This window comes from Bacillus sp. CH140a_4T (genome assembly GCF_008923725.1).
Taxonomy (GTDB): Bacteria; Bacillota; Bacilli; order Bacillales; family Bacillaceae_G; genus Bacillus_A.
In genome coordinates this window covers 57,998-75,944 of the sequence record NZ_WBPF01000005.1, presented here as the reverse complement: position 1 = coordinate 75,944, position 17,947 = coordinate 57,998, and the positions used below count along the sequence as shown (strand labels likewise).

Genomic DNA, 17,947 nt, shown 5'->3' with positions numbered 1-17,947 from the left:
GATGATTTATTCAATTAAATGTCGATTTTCAAATACTGTCATTTGTCCAACAGGTTGAAAACCAGCCTTTTTATAAATATTAATCCCATCAGGTGAAGCTTGTAATACGCATTGGGCAACTTTTAATTCTTTTGCTTCTTGCAACAAATAATGAAACATAGTAGAGCCAAATCCTTTCCCTCTCATTTCTTCTTTAGTTGCTATATCATAAATACCAATACTATCTTTTGTACATACTAATGAACCAACAGATACGACTTCATTTTTAAAAATCCCTAAGTATAGTTTCATATGTTCACTATTCCATAAATCGAAAGAAACAGTTTCATTGTAAAATGCTTGTACATGTATACCTTCCTCTGATGTACCAAATAGATTAGCTAACGTTTCTCCAAAATTTTTAATTTGTCCTGACAAAGATGCTTTTTCTATCGTAAAACCTACTGGCATGTTTAGTATTGGATGAATTGTTTTTAAGTCTGCTACCATTGCGATATTTTGTTCTGCTTCTTTTAAACCAATTTTAATTAATTCGCTTTTTATATCCCGCTCTTGCTCCGCATCCCATAGCCATACACTCATTGGAAATTTCTTTTGATTATAGCATTCTACTTCCTTATATAATTTCTCGACCCCTTCCGTTACATTACTATTGAGTAGCGTAATGATATTAAATGTATCTGCCGGTAAACCACAGTCGACAGCAATATAATCCTTCGTTTCTTTTACATTCATTCCATGTACCTGTCGCGCAATATATGAAGTTTTATATGTGAAGTTATCTATTAATAACTGTTTATAATTCATTCATTTTTCTCCTTTCATAAAGATTCGTATTCGAATCTTTCAGTATTAAATATAACATATATGAAATGTGCCTATTTCTATAAAAATAGCTCTATACATCACTCTCTTTGCTCTAAAAGAATTAAAAACGATATAACGTTGTCGGAATGAAAAAAGTGGTATATAATAAATACTAACATTACTAGTAATTATTTTAGGTATTCCTAGAATAAAGGAGCGATACATATGAAAATTACTATTTATTTCGGAAGTCATGAAGATCAAGATGTTCGTACTATGGATTGTCATTTAGATGTAGAAGATACAGAAGAGATTGTTTCTGTATCATAATATAAATTGTATGGATGAACCCTCTTCCCTACAGCGTTTAAGACACCTTTTACAGGTGTCTTTTTTGTTGTTTTTTTCGTCAAAAACCCTTTACTTTAGAGCGTTTTAATAGTAAAATATAAATATACGAACAAATGTTCTTTTTATTTTAATTGTACATGAAGGGATGATTTTTACAATGGCTCAAGCAAAGCGCAGAGGAAGAAAAAAGCAAACACCTATCATTTCAAATACAGGCTTTATCGGCTCTGTCTTTATTGATACATTGGAGTTACAAAAGAAATCCTATTATTTCGCTCGTAAAAAACTTCAAATCGTTCATCACGTACTTGATGGTCTCTCTGGGGCAACAAGTTCTCTATTTAAAGAACATAACATTTCAGCATACATGTCATGTGTGTATTTACATAAACAAAAGAAAATCGGCTTTGTTCTCTCAACGAAACCATTTGAACAAAGTGATGGTGTAGCTTACTTTATAAATTATTTAATAGAAAAGAATTTTTACGGTAACGAAGAAGTAGATTATCAAGAAGTATTTAATACAGGTTTTATCGGTGTAGTATTCGCTGATTTATGTAGTATAGATCGCTTTAATTTCGAGTTTGAATTGGGTATGTTAACGAAATTAATGAAAGATATGATTATTCCGGTTAAAGAACTCTTTTTACGCCACAATGTACCGGCCTATATCTCCACTTCTCATTTAGAGGAACAAAACAAATTAGGTTTCGTTCTATCTGTAAAACCGTATGATGAACGTGCAGAAGCAGATTTATATTTTGAGGCGTATTTAAAAGAACGCGGTTTATTTATCGGTGATGAAGAAGATGATATTGATAAGATTGTTATTAGAAAAACAGCTGAATTACAATAGGTAAGCGCAGGATGATGATCCTGCGCTATTTCGATATTATTTAATTACGTTCAACACGATACCCTTTTGAATGGATTTCTAAATTCAATTTATTTGAGTAAGCCTGATTCAAAATAAGAAATACAATCCCTCCTCCAATTGGAAGCGTGTAGGCTGGAATATGATTTAATAATAGACCTGATAATGCCAGTGCTATCGGCTGCATCATTTTACCTAAACTTAATCCAATACTAAGTACTCTGCCTCTGTATTCATCTGGAATCTCTTTTTGCATAAAATAAATTAAAGGGATGTCGATTAATGCTATCGTTAGCCCTACGAAGAACATAATAGCGCAATACATAGTAACAAATACAATATTATTTACTTCAATAATTTTGAATAAAACAGGGATACCTGAAACTATCATAAAAATCGCCAGCATAAAACTTATTTTTTTCAATAAATAGGAATAAGAAAAACGATCAGTTATCTTTTTTACTAATATTGCACCAACTATCATACCTATCGGAAAAGTCCCTTGAATCACACCGAATTGTTTAGAGCTAAGATTGAGAACCGTGTTAATAATGTATGGCAATGGAACAGTTACAGCAAATCCTAAGAAGAAATTAAGTGAAATTAAAATACGAAACGTATTCTTTAAGCTTTCCTTTTCAAGTAAGTAAGAAAATCCCTCTTTTATATCTTTAATAAAATGAATTCCGCTATTTGAACTTTCCTCATTTACATTACACTCAAACAGTTTAAAGTGAATAAACAGTATGGATGTGCCTGATAGAATAAATGAAATACCGTTAATAATAATAAAAGTTTTAATATCAAAGACTGCAAAAATAATGCCCCCTAACATAGGACCTAGAATTAAAGATATGGAATCAATAATTTTACTTATAGAGTTAATACTCAATAGCCTCTCTTTAGAGACGATATTTGGTTTTGCTGCTTCTAATCCTATTCCAAAAAATGTTGTAAATACAGTCATAAGAAAGGTAGTAATATAAATGATGAATAAGTTTAATCCATAATAGCTGCTTAATATATAAACAGCTATTAATAAGCATCCACTTAGTAAATCCATACAAACAACCAGTTTCTTTTTATCAATTTTATCAGCAATTACACCAGCAAATGGATTCATAACAATCATTGGAATCGTTCCTAAAATGAGCGTAATGGCGAAATTTAACGCTGATCCAGTTATTTGTAAAACATATAATCCTAATGCGAAACTATAAATAGAGCTGCCGGATATTGATACTATTTTTGCAATTGAATATAAACAAATATTTCTTAGTTCGTGTTTGTTTTTTTTATTTTCTATATGTAATCGTAAACTTTCCATCATTTTTCCCCCTGTCTAATTTTGTGTTACGTACATTGTAAGTTCTTGGGTCAACCCAATAGCAATATGTACTATTTGAAAAGTTTTCAGGGGAAATAAATAAAAGATGGGGTTAACCCCATCTTTTTCCGAAAAATGAATATGTATAAATTTCTTCTCCTTGAACAAAGAAATCCTCGTATTTCCCGCCCCGTTCCAAATAATTTGATGTTCTCTCATCAATGGATTGAAACTGTAGATTATGAATTTCTTTCGTCACTTTTGACAGTGTAAAATTCTCCCGAAACCTAGTTGTAATTTGGCTATTTATGTTGAAATTATTAAATAAAATAAATGAGCTTAATAAATAACAATCGTGTTTAAACAGGGAGTTTAATTCGTGTAATAAAAAATCCTCATGTTCAAAACTATAATTACTTGTACCGGACTGATCAATTGCAATATCAACAGAATATTTTTGAATAGGTATGTTTAAAAAATCAGCACAGATAAATAAAATGTTTCTTTTAGGATTTCTTTTTTCAATTACATTTTTTAAAAATAGAAGTTTATTCAAATCTCGATCAACAGCAATATATAAACAATCTTCTGGTAGTTCTTCATAAATATTTCGTAAAAAGAACCCAAGACCCGAACCTAAATCAAGTACCACCTTATTATTTAAATCTAGCTGCAGTAGTTTCTTTTTCGCCCATTCTCCTCCCCTTTGTATATTCTCCAAAAAAGCACTATCAGTTTCATGAATATAATCCTCAACTAAAGTCCTTTCATACGATTCAAATGATTTTCCAGCTATTAAAATCCCTGAAGTAATCTTGTATTCTTCACCACAATTACAAATCAACTTTCCCTCAACAATTTGATTCTTATTGATAATGCCATCTTCGAGACTTAAATTTCCGTTACACTTAAAACATTTAAATAAATGAAGTACTTTTAAATCTATCCCTAAAATTGAATTCGAAATTTCAGTTGCTTTAGATAAATTATTTAACGCTTCCTTTAATTTATCTTTTCGTTCCTCTAAAATTTTTATTTCTTGTTCAAGCCTTTCATATTTCACTTTAAATAAAGATTGATAAAAATTATCCTTTTCGTAATTTATAGATTTCGCTAAATTTTTATAAAGAAAAAATTCTTTAATTTCATTCAAACTAAACCCTAGCCATTTGTACTCTAATATAAGCTCTATATCTTTTTGACAATACTCATCAAAAAAATAGTGCCCTCCCTTTTTTTCAGGAATAATGAGGCCGAGATCCATATAATGTCTAATTGTATCTATACTTACATTATTTACTTCTGCAAACTTACTGATTTTCATAATATCACTACCATTTATATATTTGTTTATATATACTTCTTTTTTATTTTTTAAAATCCTTTCATCTCTCTATACAAAATTAATTATTGTATGAATTAGAATTGCCGATTAAGTATCAGGACCATAAATAATAACTCAATCTTCAGAGTTACTTGTGTAACTAGTATACATTTCACTTAATATCCTAGGTTATGCCCCCTCTATTCTCTAACTTTTGCGCTAGAAGCCTTACTATCCCTGCTAAAGAGAGCTACACGGGCCCCTTCTTTTAAGAACTATCAATAGCTCCGACTTTCATAGTCCAAGAGTACTATACTTATAATTCCATTCCACATCCATATATCGACACTGATAATCATTCTCGATAAAATATACAATGTAGAATATTCAAAATATATTAATTAGATTTTCATAAGGACCTCAAAACAGAAAGGAGTTTCATTATAATGACAAAAATAAATTAACTGTACAAGATTTTATAACAACATTTACATCATAAAGGACGTGAAAATATGGAACATTCTACACCCCCCATCAAAAAGGAACATTGGATTCACTCGATTTTACAATTTGTAGTTCCCTCTAGACACTTAATGATCATTTCTATTTTCTTAGCTATTGTTAGCGTTATTGGTGGACTCGTTCCTTATGTAGCCATCTATTATATTCTTAAATTATTAATAGACGGTATCCAAACGATAAATAGTATTAGCTATTGGATTTTCATTGCTATCTGTGGCTATTTCGTACAGACAGTATTTCATGCACTCTCAAGTTATTATTCACATCAAGTTGCTTTTAGCATTTTAGAGAATATTCGTTTGCAATTAGCTGAGCGTCTCCTGCGTGCACCACTTGGATATATTATCAATCGACCCATTGGTAATATGAAAAATATCATCGTTGATCGTGTTGAAACATTAGAACTTCCTCTTGCCCATATTATCCCTGAAGGGCTATCCAATATTTTATTAACAATTGGTATTTTTATTTACTTATTAACAATCGATTATCGAATGGCGTTAGCTACACTCATTACAGTACCAATCGCACTAATAATTTATATGATCATGATGCACAACTTTAATTCTCAATACAAAAATTACATGGAGTCTAGCAACCACGTTAACAGTGTAATTGTTGAATATGTAGAAGGAATTGAAGTCATTAAAACATTTAATCAAACAAACAAATCTTACAAAAAGTTCTCTCATGCTATTACATTATTTAAGGATTTCACATTAAATTGGTTCCGTAGCACATGGCCTTTAATGACTCTCGGGAATGCAATTCTCCCTTCAACACTCGTTGGAACGCTTCCAGTTGGATTGCTTCTTTATCAAAATGGTACTATTGAACCAGCAGAACTTATTATCTCATTAACTTTATCAATGGGATTAATTCATCCACTCATGCAAATTACAACCTTCGTTAATGATTTTAAATCTATTGAATATGCAGTGAATGACACAAAGGACTACTTACATTTAGAAGCATTACCGATTGCCCCTACTCACAATCTAGTACCAAATCACTTTCAAATTGAGATGAAACACGTTTCATTTGGTTACAACGAAAAACATACAGTTATCCGCGATCTATCACTAACTATTCCTGAGCGTAACTATACCGCACTTATCGGTCCTTCTGGTAGTGGTAAATCCACTATCGCTCGGCTCATCACACGCTTTTGGGATGTATCTGATGGAAGTATAAACATTGGTGGCATCAATATTAAAGATATTCATCCAAACGATTTCAGTAAGATAATTAGCTATGTTGCACAAGATAATTTCCTTTTCCGTACAAGCGTATTAGAGAATATTCGTATGGGGAATCCGAATGCTTCAGATGATGAAGTTTTCCATGCAGCTCGCCTTGCTCGTTGCGATGAATTTATTAAAGCATTACCAAATGGCTATCAAACGGACTCTGGTGAAGCTGGAAAAAAACTATCGGGCGGTGAAAAGCAGCGTCTTGCGATCGCTCGTGCTATTTTAAAGGATGCACCAATTATTATATTAGATGAAGCAACAGCGTTCACAGATCCTGAAAATGAAGCTGAAATTCAAAAAGCATTTAATGAGTTAGCTTCAAATAAAACACTAATTGTTATCGCCCACCGATTATCAACGATTAAACATGCTGATCAAATAGTCGTCTTGCAAAATGGCGATGTTCATACTATAGGTACCCATGACCAGCTCTTACAAAATAATGATTTGTATCAAAAACTATGGCAAGCACATATTGGTACAAGAAAAAAAGATATTCAACTAGACAATGTAATTAAGGAGGGACATTCCAATGTTTAAGATTTTAAAACGAATTCTGATTTGGACTGGTCCTTATAAAAAACGCGTATATCTTGGGTTCGTCTTCTCATTTTTCCAATCAATTTGTATTACTTTACCTATTGTCATCTCTGCTAAAGGACTGCAATATATGCTGGATGACTATCATGGTACAAAAGAATTAACTTCAGAAACAATTTGGTTACTTCTTTTATTTATTTTGATAGCGATTTTAGGACGATTCCTCTTTTCTTATTTAAAAGCTGTTTATCAAGAGAGTATTGGTTATGAACTCGTTGCATCACATCGCATTCAACTTGGGAACACATTAAAAGGAGTTTCACTCGGTTTTTTCAATAAGTACCGTACAGGTGATATTAATAGTATTGTAACTACTGATTTATCATTTGTGGAACTGATGGCAATGAAAATGATTGATATTGTTGTAAATGGTTATATCATGACATTTACGATGATTTTATTCTTATTGTTCTATAATCCCATTATGGCACTTATTGCTATTGCTGGCGTTATACTATCTATGCTCTTTTTACGCCTACTACAAAAACATAGCCGTAAAAATGCACCAGTGCATCAACAAAGTCAACATGAACTCGTTAACAATACATTAGAATACTTACGTGGTATGTCTGTTGTAAAAAGCTTCAATCAAGAAGGTGTAGCATCCCGAAATATTAACGAGGCCTTTAAAAATAGTAAAAATGTCAACATTCAAATTCAAAAGTCATTCGGTATTTATAATGTCGGCCACCGTATGGGACTGAAACTTGCATCAGTATTACTCGTTCTCGTTGCTTCGTCACTTATTTTATCCGGTGATATGCAGCTTGCTGACCTCTTCTTAATCACACTCTTTTCTTTTGTTATGTTTGATAGTATTGAGCCCATTAGTGATGCCACACACGTTCTTGAAACAATTGATAATATGCTAGATAAGCTGGGTGCTATTGAACAATCAGAACTTGTCGATACGAAAGGAAAAGATATTCATTTAAAACAGTTTGATATTACGTTCGATCATGTTTCATTTAGCTATAGTAATCGCCCAATTATTCAAGATGTATCACTTCATATAAAAGAAGGAACAACAACTGCTATTGTCGGTCCATCTGGTTCTGGAAAAACGACACTATGTAACTTAATCGCTCGTTTTTATCATGTAGATAAGGGTGCTATTACAATTAACGATATAAATATTAATGAATTAAGTATTCATACATTAATGTCATCGATCAGCATGGTATTCCAAAATGTTTATTTATTCAACGATTCTATTTATAACAATATACATTTCGGTAATCCTGAGGCAACGAAAGAGCAAGTTATTGAGGCGGCAAAAAAAGCGCAATGTCACGACTTTATCATGTCACTTGAAGATGGGTATAGCACGGTGTTAACGGATGGTGGCTCTTCTCTATCTGGCGGTGAAAAACAACGGATTTCCATCGCCCGTGCTATATTAAAAAATGCGTCAATTATTATTTTAGATGAAGCAACCTCAAGCCTTGATCCTGAAAATGAATCTCTCATTCAATGTGCACTTGATGAGCTGACTAAAGGGAAAACTACGCTCATTATCGCTCATCGACTCGCAACAATTCAAAACGCCCATCAAATCGCTGTACTTGAAAACGGAAAAATTGTTCAAAAAGGAACACACGATGAACTAATCCAACGCAAAGGTACATATCGTCGTTTCATTCGTATTCGTCAGGAAGCAGAAAACTGGGTTTTAAAATAATTTCTCTTATTTAAAAGAAAAAACGAGTATAAACCTAAATTCGGTTATACTCGTTTTTTCTTCTTATAGTATATGACTCTCTCTTCATCAATCCTCAATTTCAATTCCAGCTTTGTTAAATGGCTCTAACACTGTTGGATAACACATTAAAATATATTCTACTGTTTTTAAATTTTTTAGAATTTGAAATCCTTCAACAGACAATACATCAAATAAACTGTCTTCACCATCCCAATCTGGCTTTAGAATCTGATAAATTTCATTCCCCCCATCAAAGCAAAGAGATTCAATCTTTTCTAAATCACTCATTTCTAAATTCAAATTTTCTAAGTAATCCTTGATTTCAACAATTGGTCCAACTCCAGAATACCATTCAAAACTATTTGTATACTTATTGATTAAGTCTGTTAATTCCTTTAGAAATAATGGCTCTTTATCTAATAACGCTTCAATTACCACTAGTTTAAAATTGAAACCTTTAAACACCTCACTCTTGCCCATGCTAACTACCTCCAATATTATCTTTGTCCTAGCCTTTTAATCTAAACTACACTAAAAAGGAGAGTCTTCTTTAAAATATCTAATACAGCGGTTACTATCATTTCAATTAAGTATCTTAATAAATATTAAAAACAAAAAAACATTTAGAAAAGTATGTTATCCTTCACAAACACTTACAATTTAACACTAGCAAATTATTACAATTAATACGAGTATTTTTTAGCTTGAAAGCGATATAGTGGGGCCTCATTTTCAATTTAATAAAATAAAAAACCCGTGAATGATTCACGGGCTTCCCTCTTAATAACTAATTGCGATTGTACCTTCACCTGCATGAACCGCAAATGAAATTGGTAATGGATATAGTTTAAAGTCCATTTCAGGGAATGCTTGTCTAATATCTGAAATCCATTCTTCAGCTCCATCTTTATCGTTAGCATGGAACATATGAAGTACTTTTGGCAATTCTTTTTCAAGCTCATTTTTAATGTATTCTCGACATTTTTGGATTTTGCGAACTTTCTTTTCAAGTAAAAGCTCTCCACCTTTTACTTCTAATATTAAGTTGACACTTAATAAACTTCCAAGTAAAAATTGAACTCCTTTTACACGCCCACTTGCATATAGACCTTTTAAACTTTTTGGGAATACATAATAAGGTCTTCTTTCTTCATCTACTAATGTTTTGTGTATATCTTGTAACGTCATACCATCATTGTATAACGATTTCGCTTTTCTAATTAGTTCATCCATTGGATAACTTGTTGTTTCACTATCCAATACCGTTAATGGGAAACCTGCCATGTCTGCAGCTAACTTCATGTTTTGATAAGTTCCACTTACTTTTCCGCTAATAGCAACTGCAAATCCCTCTTCATATTCTTCTTTGCATTTCGAAAATAATTCTACCATTTCCCCTATGTTAGGTTGTGATGTAGTGACAGTTTTACCTTCGTTTAACGCATTATAGACGCGCTCACGCACACCTTCTTCACAATCTTTGTACGACACACCATCAATAATAACTTCAATCGGGATAACAAAGTTATCTCCTTCTGTTGTAAAACTCGCAGTTGTACTATCAGTAATCCAAGCAACACGCTTCATGTTGTTCCTCCCTTAATTCAATTCCTCTTTTCTGACTTTTCTATATATTTATGTTACGAAAAGAGAATATCCCTGTAATAGTAACAGGACTTTATTGTTTTGGCTATAGTAGATGAATATTAAATGTGAATAATTTTTGTCATTTTCACCAAAAAAAGAAGAAAACCGAAGTATTTCCCCAATTTTCTTCTTATCCTATATTATTTAAAAGTTTCATTATCTAAAATTACAACATAATCATTCGTCAATCGGCCAGCTTCTTTCGTATAACTAACAAGTCTTTGTACGTTATCACAGCAAAGTTTCGCTCCCCATACGAGTAACGGTACGCCGATAAAATCAATGTGGAACCTTCTAGAAAACAGGCCACCAAAAGTCATTGGTATAGGCACTGTTGGTGATGTATTAGAAAAAACAATCTTTTCATGACTTTGATAATGTTTTTGCAGAATTTCTCCTAAATGTTTCATCGCGGGTACAACGACTTTTGATGCACCGCATCCAATTGTATACACCGGATTACCATTTTCGTCTATTCCATGAAAAATAATTTTCCCCATATCCTCTGTTTTCAATTTATTAAAGTAATCTACATTCAAAATTTCTTCTTTCGTTAACTTACGATCCGTTGGTAATTTATTTAAATGATAAGCTGCAGCAAGTGAAGTTGAATGTGTTCCGCCAAAATCTGTGTAAATGAATATCATATTATCATCCCTTGTTGTAAAAGTTCAATGTTATTTAGTATCACCGTTCACGGCGCTGTTAAACAATGGATGAATACTTTCATGTTTTTTGTATTAATTCATTATATTTTTTCCAAATATAATATCGTTTACTAATTACAGTACCTAATGTGATACATAAAAAGGTATTTGTTACAACCATTAATGTATAGTGAGTACTGCTAGAAAACATACTTTGTTTAATCAAAACCTTCGTACCTAGAATGGCAAGTAGAATAATTGTACTTAACCAATTTCCTTTTCGTAATACATGACCTGTTTCACTATCTAATCGAAATGTTAAAACTTTTCCCCTAACCATTCCAAGGCCCAATCCAATCCCCAGCATTACAACGAATAGTAATACTTTCAATATAGTTAATTGTCCCATATGAATAATAGACTGGATTGTCGCAAAGCACAGCAAAGTCGGAATGAACCAAATACGATTAATATTCACTTTATATTCTTTACCTTGCATTAATATCATTATAAAAACAACAAGTAGAATAACAAATAGAATATCCATTTAGAGTCCTCCTATTTACTTGTTTACATTTGAAAATTATATTGGCTTCTTTTCATTCCATAATTTAAATAAACTAGCTAATAAAAATTATAAAATATAGAATGTGATTTCCCATCAGTTTTAAACATTGTTTATGCAAAAAAGACGTACAAATCAATAGTACGTCTTTTTTGCATTTATTAATGCGTTCATAAACTCTTTTAACCTTATGAAAAAGAGTTTTCTAATTCTTTCATTATCTTTTCAGGACCCGCTCCTTTATTTGACGGAATAACTACTGTAATTCCTAAGTCTGGATATACGGCCGAACGAAAACTGACGCCTGGATCATATCCCATTACATGATATTTGAATATCTTGTTTTCTCTTGTTTCAATCCATATTCCATATCCGTAAGACTGATTTTTATTTACTTGAATGTGAGAAGTTAAAAGTATGTTTGTATATTCATGGCTTATGATTTCATAGTTAAATAACGCTTCCCAGAACTTCAGCATGTCTGGCGCAGTAATAAAAGCTCCACCATCAGAACCTCCTATTATTGGTATAGAGTAGGCGTTTGTTCTCCAATTTTGGTTTATTTCATCTTTTATATATCCGAGAGCCGTGTATCTTGGTAATTTATCTAAAGAAAAATAGCCCGAATCATTCATACCAATGGGATTAAATATACTTTTTTCTATATACTCCGTAAATTTAAGTCCTGTCTGTTCTTCTATAATTAATCCAAGTATGATAAATCCAGCATTGTTGTAGTGAAACTTACTTCCTGGTGCAAACATCATATTTCTGTTTTGGAATAATGGTAAAAAGTCTTTTAAATTTTTTAATAGATACATAGGAGTTTGTTTCCAAAGATCTTCGAAGTTATCCATAATACTTTCATCAAAATAATCTGGAATACCCGAACTATGCGTCAAAAGGTGATGTATTGTAATATCTTCATTGAAGTTTGGAAATTTAATACTTAAACACTCTTTTAACTTTGTTTGAAAATTAATTACCCCTTTTTCAACAAGTTGACAGATACCGATAGCAGTGAATATTTTACAACCGGAGGCAATTCCGAACCTTGTTTGTGGCGTATTGTTTATACATTCATTGCGATTTGCGTAACCAAACGCCTCTTCATAGACTAAGCCTTTTTCTTCTTTTACTAAAATTACCCCAGAGAAATCTATATGCCGATGCATTTCTTTTACAATGCTGTCTATTTGATCTTTTGTTTTCATTACAAAAACCACCCTCGTTTATCAATAATTGTTCACCCTTCTTATATTTCCATATATAGGAGGGTGAACCCTCCTATTGAATACCGTAAATCAAAACCAAGAGAACTATTTTGAATTGATTGACTCAGAGGAATACACCTTAGACTGTGATGGCAATAAAGTAAACACACATAATATGATAGTTATAAGTAGCATTACGAATGATCCTACGATAACGACAAGTTGTATAGAAATAAATTGAGTTGCAACTCCAAACAATATCGTAATTAAAATGGTGATGCCCGCAATCACAAGCCCATATATACTTCCAATCCGTCCCATGATATGGACAGGGACATTATTTTGATAAAAGGTATTAAATCCTGTATTTGCATACGCCATAGAGAAAGATAAAATAAAGAATCCGATAGTAGCAATTAAAAACTCATTTGAAAAAGCATAAATTAAATAACCGATTGAGATGAATAATGATCCTATTCCAATTAAAAATGAAGGTGTTAATTTTTTTGATAAAATTGTATTTGTTATGGCTCCTAAAATAAACCCGGCTCCAGCGATACTAACTAAAAAGCCATATTCACTATCTGTTAACAATAAAACTTCTTTCGCAAATGATAATTCAAGTGAATCATTTGCGGCGACTAAAACCATCATCCCTTCAAATAAGAAGTACACAAAAACGATATACATTGATTTTTTACTGAAATTTAAAACAATGTTCCAGTCTTTTTTTAGTACAGCTAAAGATAACTTGTCATTTGACGTATGAATATCGGATTTTTTATCAAGATTAGGTAACAGCAATGTAATTACTCCTGATAAGAGAAATGCTATAGCATTCATATATATAGCAAACTCCGATGTACTTGCTATTAACAATACTCCCGCAATCGCTGGACCAATTAAAGATGCACCTGATCCTATTAAACTACGTAATGAATTAAAACGTTGTCTTTGCTCTACTGGAACTAATTTCGTCATATATGTCATAGCAGTTGGCTCATAAATTGCACTGGCCATACTTATAAAGAATACGAATACATACACAATCCAAAGTGATGGAAGTAAAGGTAAAATAGCGATAAATACCGCACGATATATATCGAGGTGAATCATTAACTTCCGTTTATTTAAACGATCAATCATACTTCCTGACCAAGCGTTTGTAAATAAAGCGGCTAATGGTTGAATTACATATAAAGTAGCAACAGCTAAGGCTGAGCCTCCCATATTATAGACAAGTACATTCAGTGCTATTAAGTAAATCCATGCCCCTAAATTCGCAATACCAACTCCGGACAGTAGTAATAAAGGGTATTTCCAATTTTTGAGTAAGTTTTTCATTTTAGGCCCCCGCTTTCCAAATTGTTTTAAAACAATAAAAAAATCCCACCCCCAAGACTTATAGTCTTAGGGACGAGATTTATCATCGCGGTGCCACCCTAGTTTGTTAATATGTTGCCATATTAACCTTATCAGGTACTGCATTGTAATTCATGCTTATACCATAGCTCTATAACGGGAGCTCCCGTCACACCATCCCCTAATAATAGGTTCCGATGCGCTGCTCAGAGGCTTGGTTCAATAAAGAATTTTTGCTCCTTTTCAGCTAAGTGGAGCTCTCTGTGAAAAATTCATTTTATTTACTCTTCTCTTCACTGCATTTGATTTTTTCCATGTTATCACAATTTTATTTAACTGTAAATATAAAATAATCAGATATTTAATAACGTATTACTGTTAATTCCTCTATTTATTATTTTTTCTGGAAATTACGGTGCGTGAAATTACTTAAATCTATAAAAAAAAGAGCCTATTGTATATAGACCCTTCACTTTGTCCGAATTAATTTGCATTCGCTTCTGCTAATGGGTGTAACGGTGGTTCTAAGTCTAATTGTAATGTATCGCCTTCTTGTATAGCTTGTCCCTTTTCAATGCTTTGACTCGTTACATAGCCCGTCCCTGTAGTTTTTAAATCTAATTTTACTAATTTAGAGAAATACATAACATCACGCATGGACCAACCTTGTAAATTTGGCATTTTTGCGTTACTTCCTAATAAAAACATACGATCTCCTTGACTCATTACTTCGCCAGACTGCGGATATTGTTTTTTTATTTTTCCTTCTCCTAAAATTATCGGTTGGAGTTTCTCTTTTTCTACACTATTCTCTACTGTATCCATCGATCGGTTGACATAATTTTGTACTTTTAATTGGGATCGTTTCGTTGCATCTGCCATTTGTTTTTCTGTATATGGTTTCACCTTTAAATATTCAAGGCTGTTTTTCATAACTGGTTTAAATATTTCTGCAAGCGGCTGAGCTCCATACTCGTCTCCCTTTAACTTTGGCTGCTTAATAGCTAAGTAAACAATTAACTCTGGGTCATCAATTGGAGCCATTCCTAAAAATGAAAAAATATAATTTTCTTTCCCTTCCATATATCGTCCATTTTCAGGATTCGGAATTTGCGCTGTTCCTGTCTTGCCTCCTATTGGATAACCATCCACTTTATACATTGTACCAGTACCTTTTGATGACGTAATAACACGCTCCATTAAGTTCCTTACCTTGTCCGCTGTCTCCTTTTTTATCGGATTCCCAATTTCTTTCGGTTGATTTTCCATAATAACTTGTTTGTTTGTTGGATTTACAACTTTGTCAATGATATATGGTTGCATCATTTTCCCGTCATTCGCTATAGCAGTAGCTGCTTGGATTAATTGAATAGGTGTTACTGTAGAACCTTGTCCAAAAGAAGTTGTGACTTGTTGAATTTGTGTATTTAATAATAAAGTATTTTTACTTTCACCAGGTAAATCTATTCCGGTTTTTTGGTTGAATCCAAATTTATTCATATATTGCTTAAATTTATCCGGTTTCAATAACTGATCTTCTAAAATAGAAAAAGCTACGTTGGATGATCTTTCAAAGCCTTCATCAAATGTAATAGATCCCCATCCAAATCCACCATTATGATCTTTAATATCAGATGAACCAACGGAATATTTTCCAGATTGGAAATATTCTTTTCCGTTATATACACCTTCATTAATTGCAGCAGCTAGCGTAAATATTTTCATTGTTGAACCAGGTTCGTATGCATTTGCGATTGGATCATTTAAAAAATATTCGATATCGCCTTTATTAGGATTAAAACTAGGTTTACTAGACATTGCTAAAACTTTACCTGTCTTTGGATCCGCTATGATTCCTACTAACATAGAAGGATCATAGTGCTCTTGTGCCTTATTCATCGCTTCTTCTAAAAAACTATTAATTTGTTTATCAAGCGTAAGATATACGTTATTTCCACTTTTAGCGGGTTCTATTTTCCCAATATCATTTGTAAGCGGGATACCTCTTTGCGTCCCCACATATTCTACTTTTCCATTTATAGAGCGCAAATATTTATCCAGACTTTTTTCAAGTCCAAATTTCCCTTCTGTATTTCCTTTATCATCAGGTCTAGCAAAACCAAGTATATAAGAAGCAAAATCTTCATTTGGATACACTCTTGCCTTTTCTGGCATAAAGGATACACCTGGAATTTTTAATTTTTCGATTTGTTCTTTTACTTCTCTAGATAAATTCCGACCAACTTTTCCGATTTCAACTTGTGTACGCCCCTCATGAAAATTCTTTAATACATCCTCTTTATCAATTTCAAGCGCGGCAGCTAATTGCTCTGCGGTTTCATCTTTATTTTTCACGTTTTTTTTTCCTTTTAAATTCACAACAACACGATACGTTGTGGAATCTTGGACTAGCACCTTTCCATTTTGATCATATATTGTGCCACGATTCGCTTCCAAAACACCATTTTTATTATGTTGTTCATTTGCTAGATCTTTTACATTCACATTATGCAGGACTCCTACTGCCTGAATATAAAAAAAACGCAAAAGAATAATAAGAAACAAAACAATAAAAGCAACCATAAAATACCGCGCACCTTTATTCGTTTGAAGTTTATTCATTTTTTTCTCCTTTCTTTTTATTTGCTACATGCAAAGATGCGTTTTAAAATATGTAATTTTTGCTTTCGATACTATATGTTTCGAAGTTTTCTTATTAATTCCTTTAAAACAATGCAAAACTAGTTGTTGTTATTGTAAGTTTATTTACATACTTAAAATACGGTACGTGAAATTAAAGAATATTCACTCTTTTTTCGTCACAAGCAATCTATTCACTTGTATACAACAAAAAATCCCCCTCTGAATTTCCAAAGGGGGATTTTTTGCTAATCTATAAAAGGCTAGTTATGATATTTAAGCTACATGGTTATATTTCTCTAAAAAAGGAATTCTTTTCGCTACGAGTGCATACATCTTGAAAACAAGTTTTGCCATTGGTTCAAATGTATGTTTTTTCTGCAACAATAAACTGCTTGTTATTATCGTTATTACAGCTGCTCCAATTACATCTAAAGGAAAATGAACACCTACATACAAACGCGATATACAAACTAAAACCGCCCATAAAAGTGCAATATATCTTAATTTTTCTCCTCTAAGAATAAAAATGAACGCAATCGATAATACAAGTACAGAATGATCACTAACAAAGGACGAGTTTTCTGCATGAGGTACTAATTGATTCACATCATATGCTACAAAAGGACGTGGATGATAATATACTACATGAATAAAAACATTTACTAGTAATACAATTATTACTGAAAGTGTCGTATACAACGCTGTATATTGTTTTCTTATCGCATTCTCTTTCTTTCCGTTATGAAACCATAAGATAAACATGAATAGAATAGCCACATATGCAGCGCTATTCGTAATAGCAATCATTACCTTATCTAAGAGCGCAGATGTACCTGCTAAATTGTTTACCCATTGAAATACTGTGTAATTCACGTTACTCTCTCCTTATAATTTCTTATATTACTTGAAATAAAGATACAAGTTGACTTGATTTACACAGTATACAACATTTACACATATTTAGATTTTTACTTTATTCATTTTACTATTTTTCATTTGACAATTATGTAACTATTTACATGAATTAAAGATATATAGGGTTGAAAAACCTTTTAAGTCAAATGATTCACAAACTATAAGTGTATATATTACATAACATATCCATATAA

At 32.2% G+C, this 17,947-nt stretch carries 14 protein-coding genes and 1 other annotated feature; of the genes, 3 read left to right on the top strand and 11 right to left on the bottom strand.

Features of this window, described 5'->3' with window-relative positions:
* Window positions 1–6 precede the first annotated feature (6 nt).
* Window positions 7–807 (bottom strand): GNAT family N-acetyltransferase, encoded by an 801-nt coding sequence (locus tag F8162_RS01325; RefSeq protein ID WP_151582819.1) that lies wholly within the window; start codon window positions 805–807, stop codon window positions 7–9.
* Between the two features lie 508 nt (window positions 808–1,315).
* Here F8162_RS01325 and F8162_RS01320 point away from each other — a divergent pair.
* Complete coding sequence (locus F8162_RS01320; RefSeq protein WP_151582817.1) at window positions 1,316–2,014, top strand: hypothetical protein; 699 nt, start codon at window positions 1,316–1,318, stop codon at window positions 2,012–2,014.
* A 40-nt stretch (window positions 2,015–2,054) separates the two neighbouring features.
* On the opposite strand, the gene F8162_RS01315 is transcribed toward F8162_RS01320, so the two are convergent.
* Together F8162_RS01315 and F8162_RS01310 are read right to left on the bottom strand one after the other, a co-directional pair.
* Entirely contained in the window at window positions 2,055–3,359 is a 1,305-nt protein-coding gene (locus F8162_RS01315; protein WP_151582815.1) for an MFS transporter, read from the bottom strand.
* Between the two features lie 112 nt (window positions 3,360–3,471).
* Window positions 3,472–4,683 (bottom strand): methyltransferase domain-containing protein, encoded by a 1,212-nt coding sequence (locus F8162_RS01310; RefSeq protein ID WP_151582813.1) that lies wholly within the window; start codon window positions 4,681–4,683, stop codon window positions 3,472–3,474.
* A 512-nt stretch (window positions 4,684–5,195) separates the two neighbouring features.
* Between F8162_RS01310 and F8162_RS01305 the strand changes: the two genes are divergently transcribed.
* Complete coding sequence (locus F8162_RS01305) at window positions 5,196–6,998, top strand: ABC transporter ATP-binding protein (RefSeq protein WP_151582812.1); 1,803 nt, start codon at window positions 5,196–5,198, stop codon at window positions 6,996–6,998.
* Window positions 6,991–8,739, top strand: coding sequence for an ABC transporter ATP-binding protein (locus F8162_RS01300; RefSeq protein WP_151582810.1), 1,749 nt, complete (start codon window positions 6,991–6,993; stop codon window positions 8,737–8,739). Before F8162_RS01305 ends, F8162_RS01300 begins: the two co-directional genes overlap by 8 nt.
* Before the next feature lie 87 nt (window positions 8,740–8,826).
* On the opposite strand, the gene F8162_RS01295 is transcribed toward F8162_RS01300, so the two are convergent.
* The 8 genes from F8162_RS01295 to F8162_RS01260 form a co-directional block, all read right to left on the bottom strand.
* On the bottom strand, window positions 8,827–9,240 hold the full coding sequence (locus F8162_RS01295; RefSeq protein WP_151582808.1) for a DUF6892 domain-containing protein: 414 nt from the start codon (window positions 9,238–9,240) through the stop codon (window positions 8,827–8,829).
* Between the two features lie 300 nt (window positions 9,241–9,540).
* Window positions 9,541–10,347: a DegV family protein gene (locus F8162_RS01290; protein WP_151582806.1), complete on the bottom strand. Its 807-nt coding sequence runs from the start codon at window positions 10,345–10,347 to the stop codon at window positions 9,541–9,543.
* 200 nt (window positions 10,348–10,547) lie between these two features.
* Window positions 10,548–11,054: a DUF3189 family protein gene (locus F8162_RS01285; protein WP_151582804.1), complete on the bottom strand. Its 507-nt coding sequence runs from the start codon at window positions 11,052–11,054 to the stop codon at window positions 10,548–10,550.
* Window positions 11,055–11,133: 79 nt separating this feature from the next.
* A complete protein-coding gene (locus tag F8162_RS01280) occupies window positions 11,134–11,601 on the bottom strand; it encodes a DUF1453 family protein (RefSeq protein WP_151582802.1) in 468 nt (155 codons plus the stop codon).
* A gap of 206 nt (window positions 11,602–11,807) precedes the next feature.
* Entirely contained in the window at window positions 11,808–12,833 is a 1,026-nt protein-coding gene (locus tag F8162_RS01275) for a serine hydrolase domain-containing protein (RefSeq protein WP_151582800.1), read from the bottom strand.
* 105 nt (window positions 12,834–12,938) lie between these two features.
* A complete protein-coding gene (locus F8162_RS01270) occupies window positions 12,939–14,177 on the bottom strand; it encodes an MFS transporter (protein ID WP_151582798.1) in 1,239 nt (412 codons plus the stop codon).
* Window positions 14,178–14,242: 65 nt separating this feature from the next.
* Window positions 14,243–14,501, bottom strand: a binding site (T-box leader).
* 177 nt (window positions 14,502–14,678) lie between these two features.
* Entirely contained in the window at window positions 14,679–16,817 is a 2,139-nt protein-coding gene (locus tag F8162_RS01265) for a penicillin-binding protein (protein WP_151582796.1), read from the bottom strand.
* Window positions 16,818–17,111: 294 nt separating this feature from the next.
* Window positions 17,112–17,711 carry an undecaprenyl-diphosphatase gene (locus F8162_RS01260; RefSeq protein ID WP_151582794.1) on the bottom strand — a complete coding sequence of 200 codons (600 nt, stop codon included), beginning with the start codon at window positions 17,709–17,711 and terminating at the stop codon, window positions 17,112–17,114.
* Between the last annotated feature and the right edge of the window lie 236 nt (window positions 17,712–17,947).

Excerpts from the sequence above, each read along its gene's own strand:
- F8162_RS01325 (WP_151582819.1), bottom strand. The coding sequence starts at position 807 with ATGAATTATAAACAGTTATTAATAGATAACTTCACATATAAAACTTCA.
- F8162_RS01320 (WP_151582817.1), top strand. The coding sequence starts at position 1,316 with ATGGCTCAAGCAAAGCGCAGAGGAAGAAAAAAGCAAACACCTATCATT.
- F8162_RS01310 (WP_151582813.1), bottom strand. The coding sequence starts at position 4,683 with ATGAAAATCAGTAAGTTTGCAGAAGTAAATAATGTAAGTATAGATACA.
- F8162_RS01275 (WP_151582800.1), bottom strand. The coding sequence starts at position 12,833 with ATGAAAACAAAAGATCAAATAGACAGCATTGTAAAAGAAATGCATCGG.
- F8162_RS01305 (WP_151582812.1), top strand. The coding sequence starts at position 5,196 with ATGGAACATTCTACACCCCCCATCAAAAAGGAACATTGGATTCACTCG.
- F8162_RS01300 (WP_151582810.1), top strand. The coding sequence starts at position 6,991 with ATGTTTAAGATTTTAAAACGAATTCTGATTTGGACTGGTCCTTATAAA.
- F8162_RS01315 (WP_151582815.1), bottom strand. The coding sequence starts at position 3,359 with ATGGAAAGTTTACGATTACATATAGAAAATAAAAAAAACAAACACGAA.
- F8162_RS01295 (WP_151582808.1), bottom strand. The coding sequence starts at position 9,240 with ATGGGCAAGAGTGAGGTGTTTAAAGGTTTCAATTTTAAACTAGTGGTA.
- F8162_RS01265 (WP_151582796.1), bottom strand. The coding sequence starts at position 16,817 with ATGAATAAACTTCAAACGAATAAAGGTGCGCGGTATTTTATGGTTGCT.
- F8162_RS01270 (WP_151582798.1), bottom strand. The coding sequence starts at position 14,177 with ATGAAAAACTTACTCAAAAATTGGAAATACCCTTTATTACTACTGTCC.
- F8162_RS01280 (WP_151582802.1), bottom strand. The coding sequence starts at position 11,601 with ATGGATATTCTATTTGTTATTCTACTTGTTGTTTTTATAATGATATTA.
- F8162_RS01290 (WP_151582806.1), bottom strand. The coding sequence starts at position 10,347 with ATGAAGCGTGTTGCTTGGATTACTGATAGTACAACTGCGAGTTTTACA.
- F8162_RS01285 (WP_151582804.1), bottom strand. The coding sequence starts at position 11,054 with ATGATATTCATTTACACAGATTTTGGCGGAACACATTCAACTTCACTT.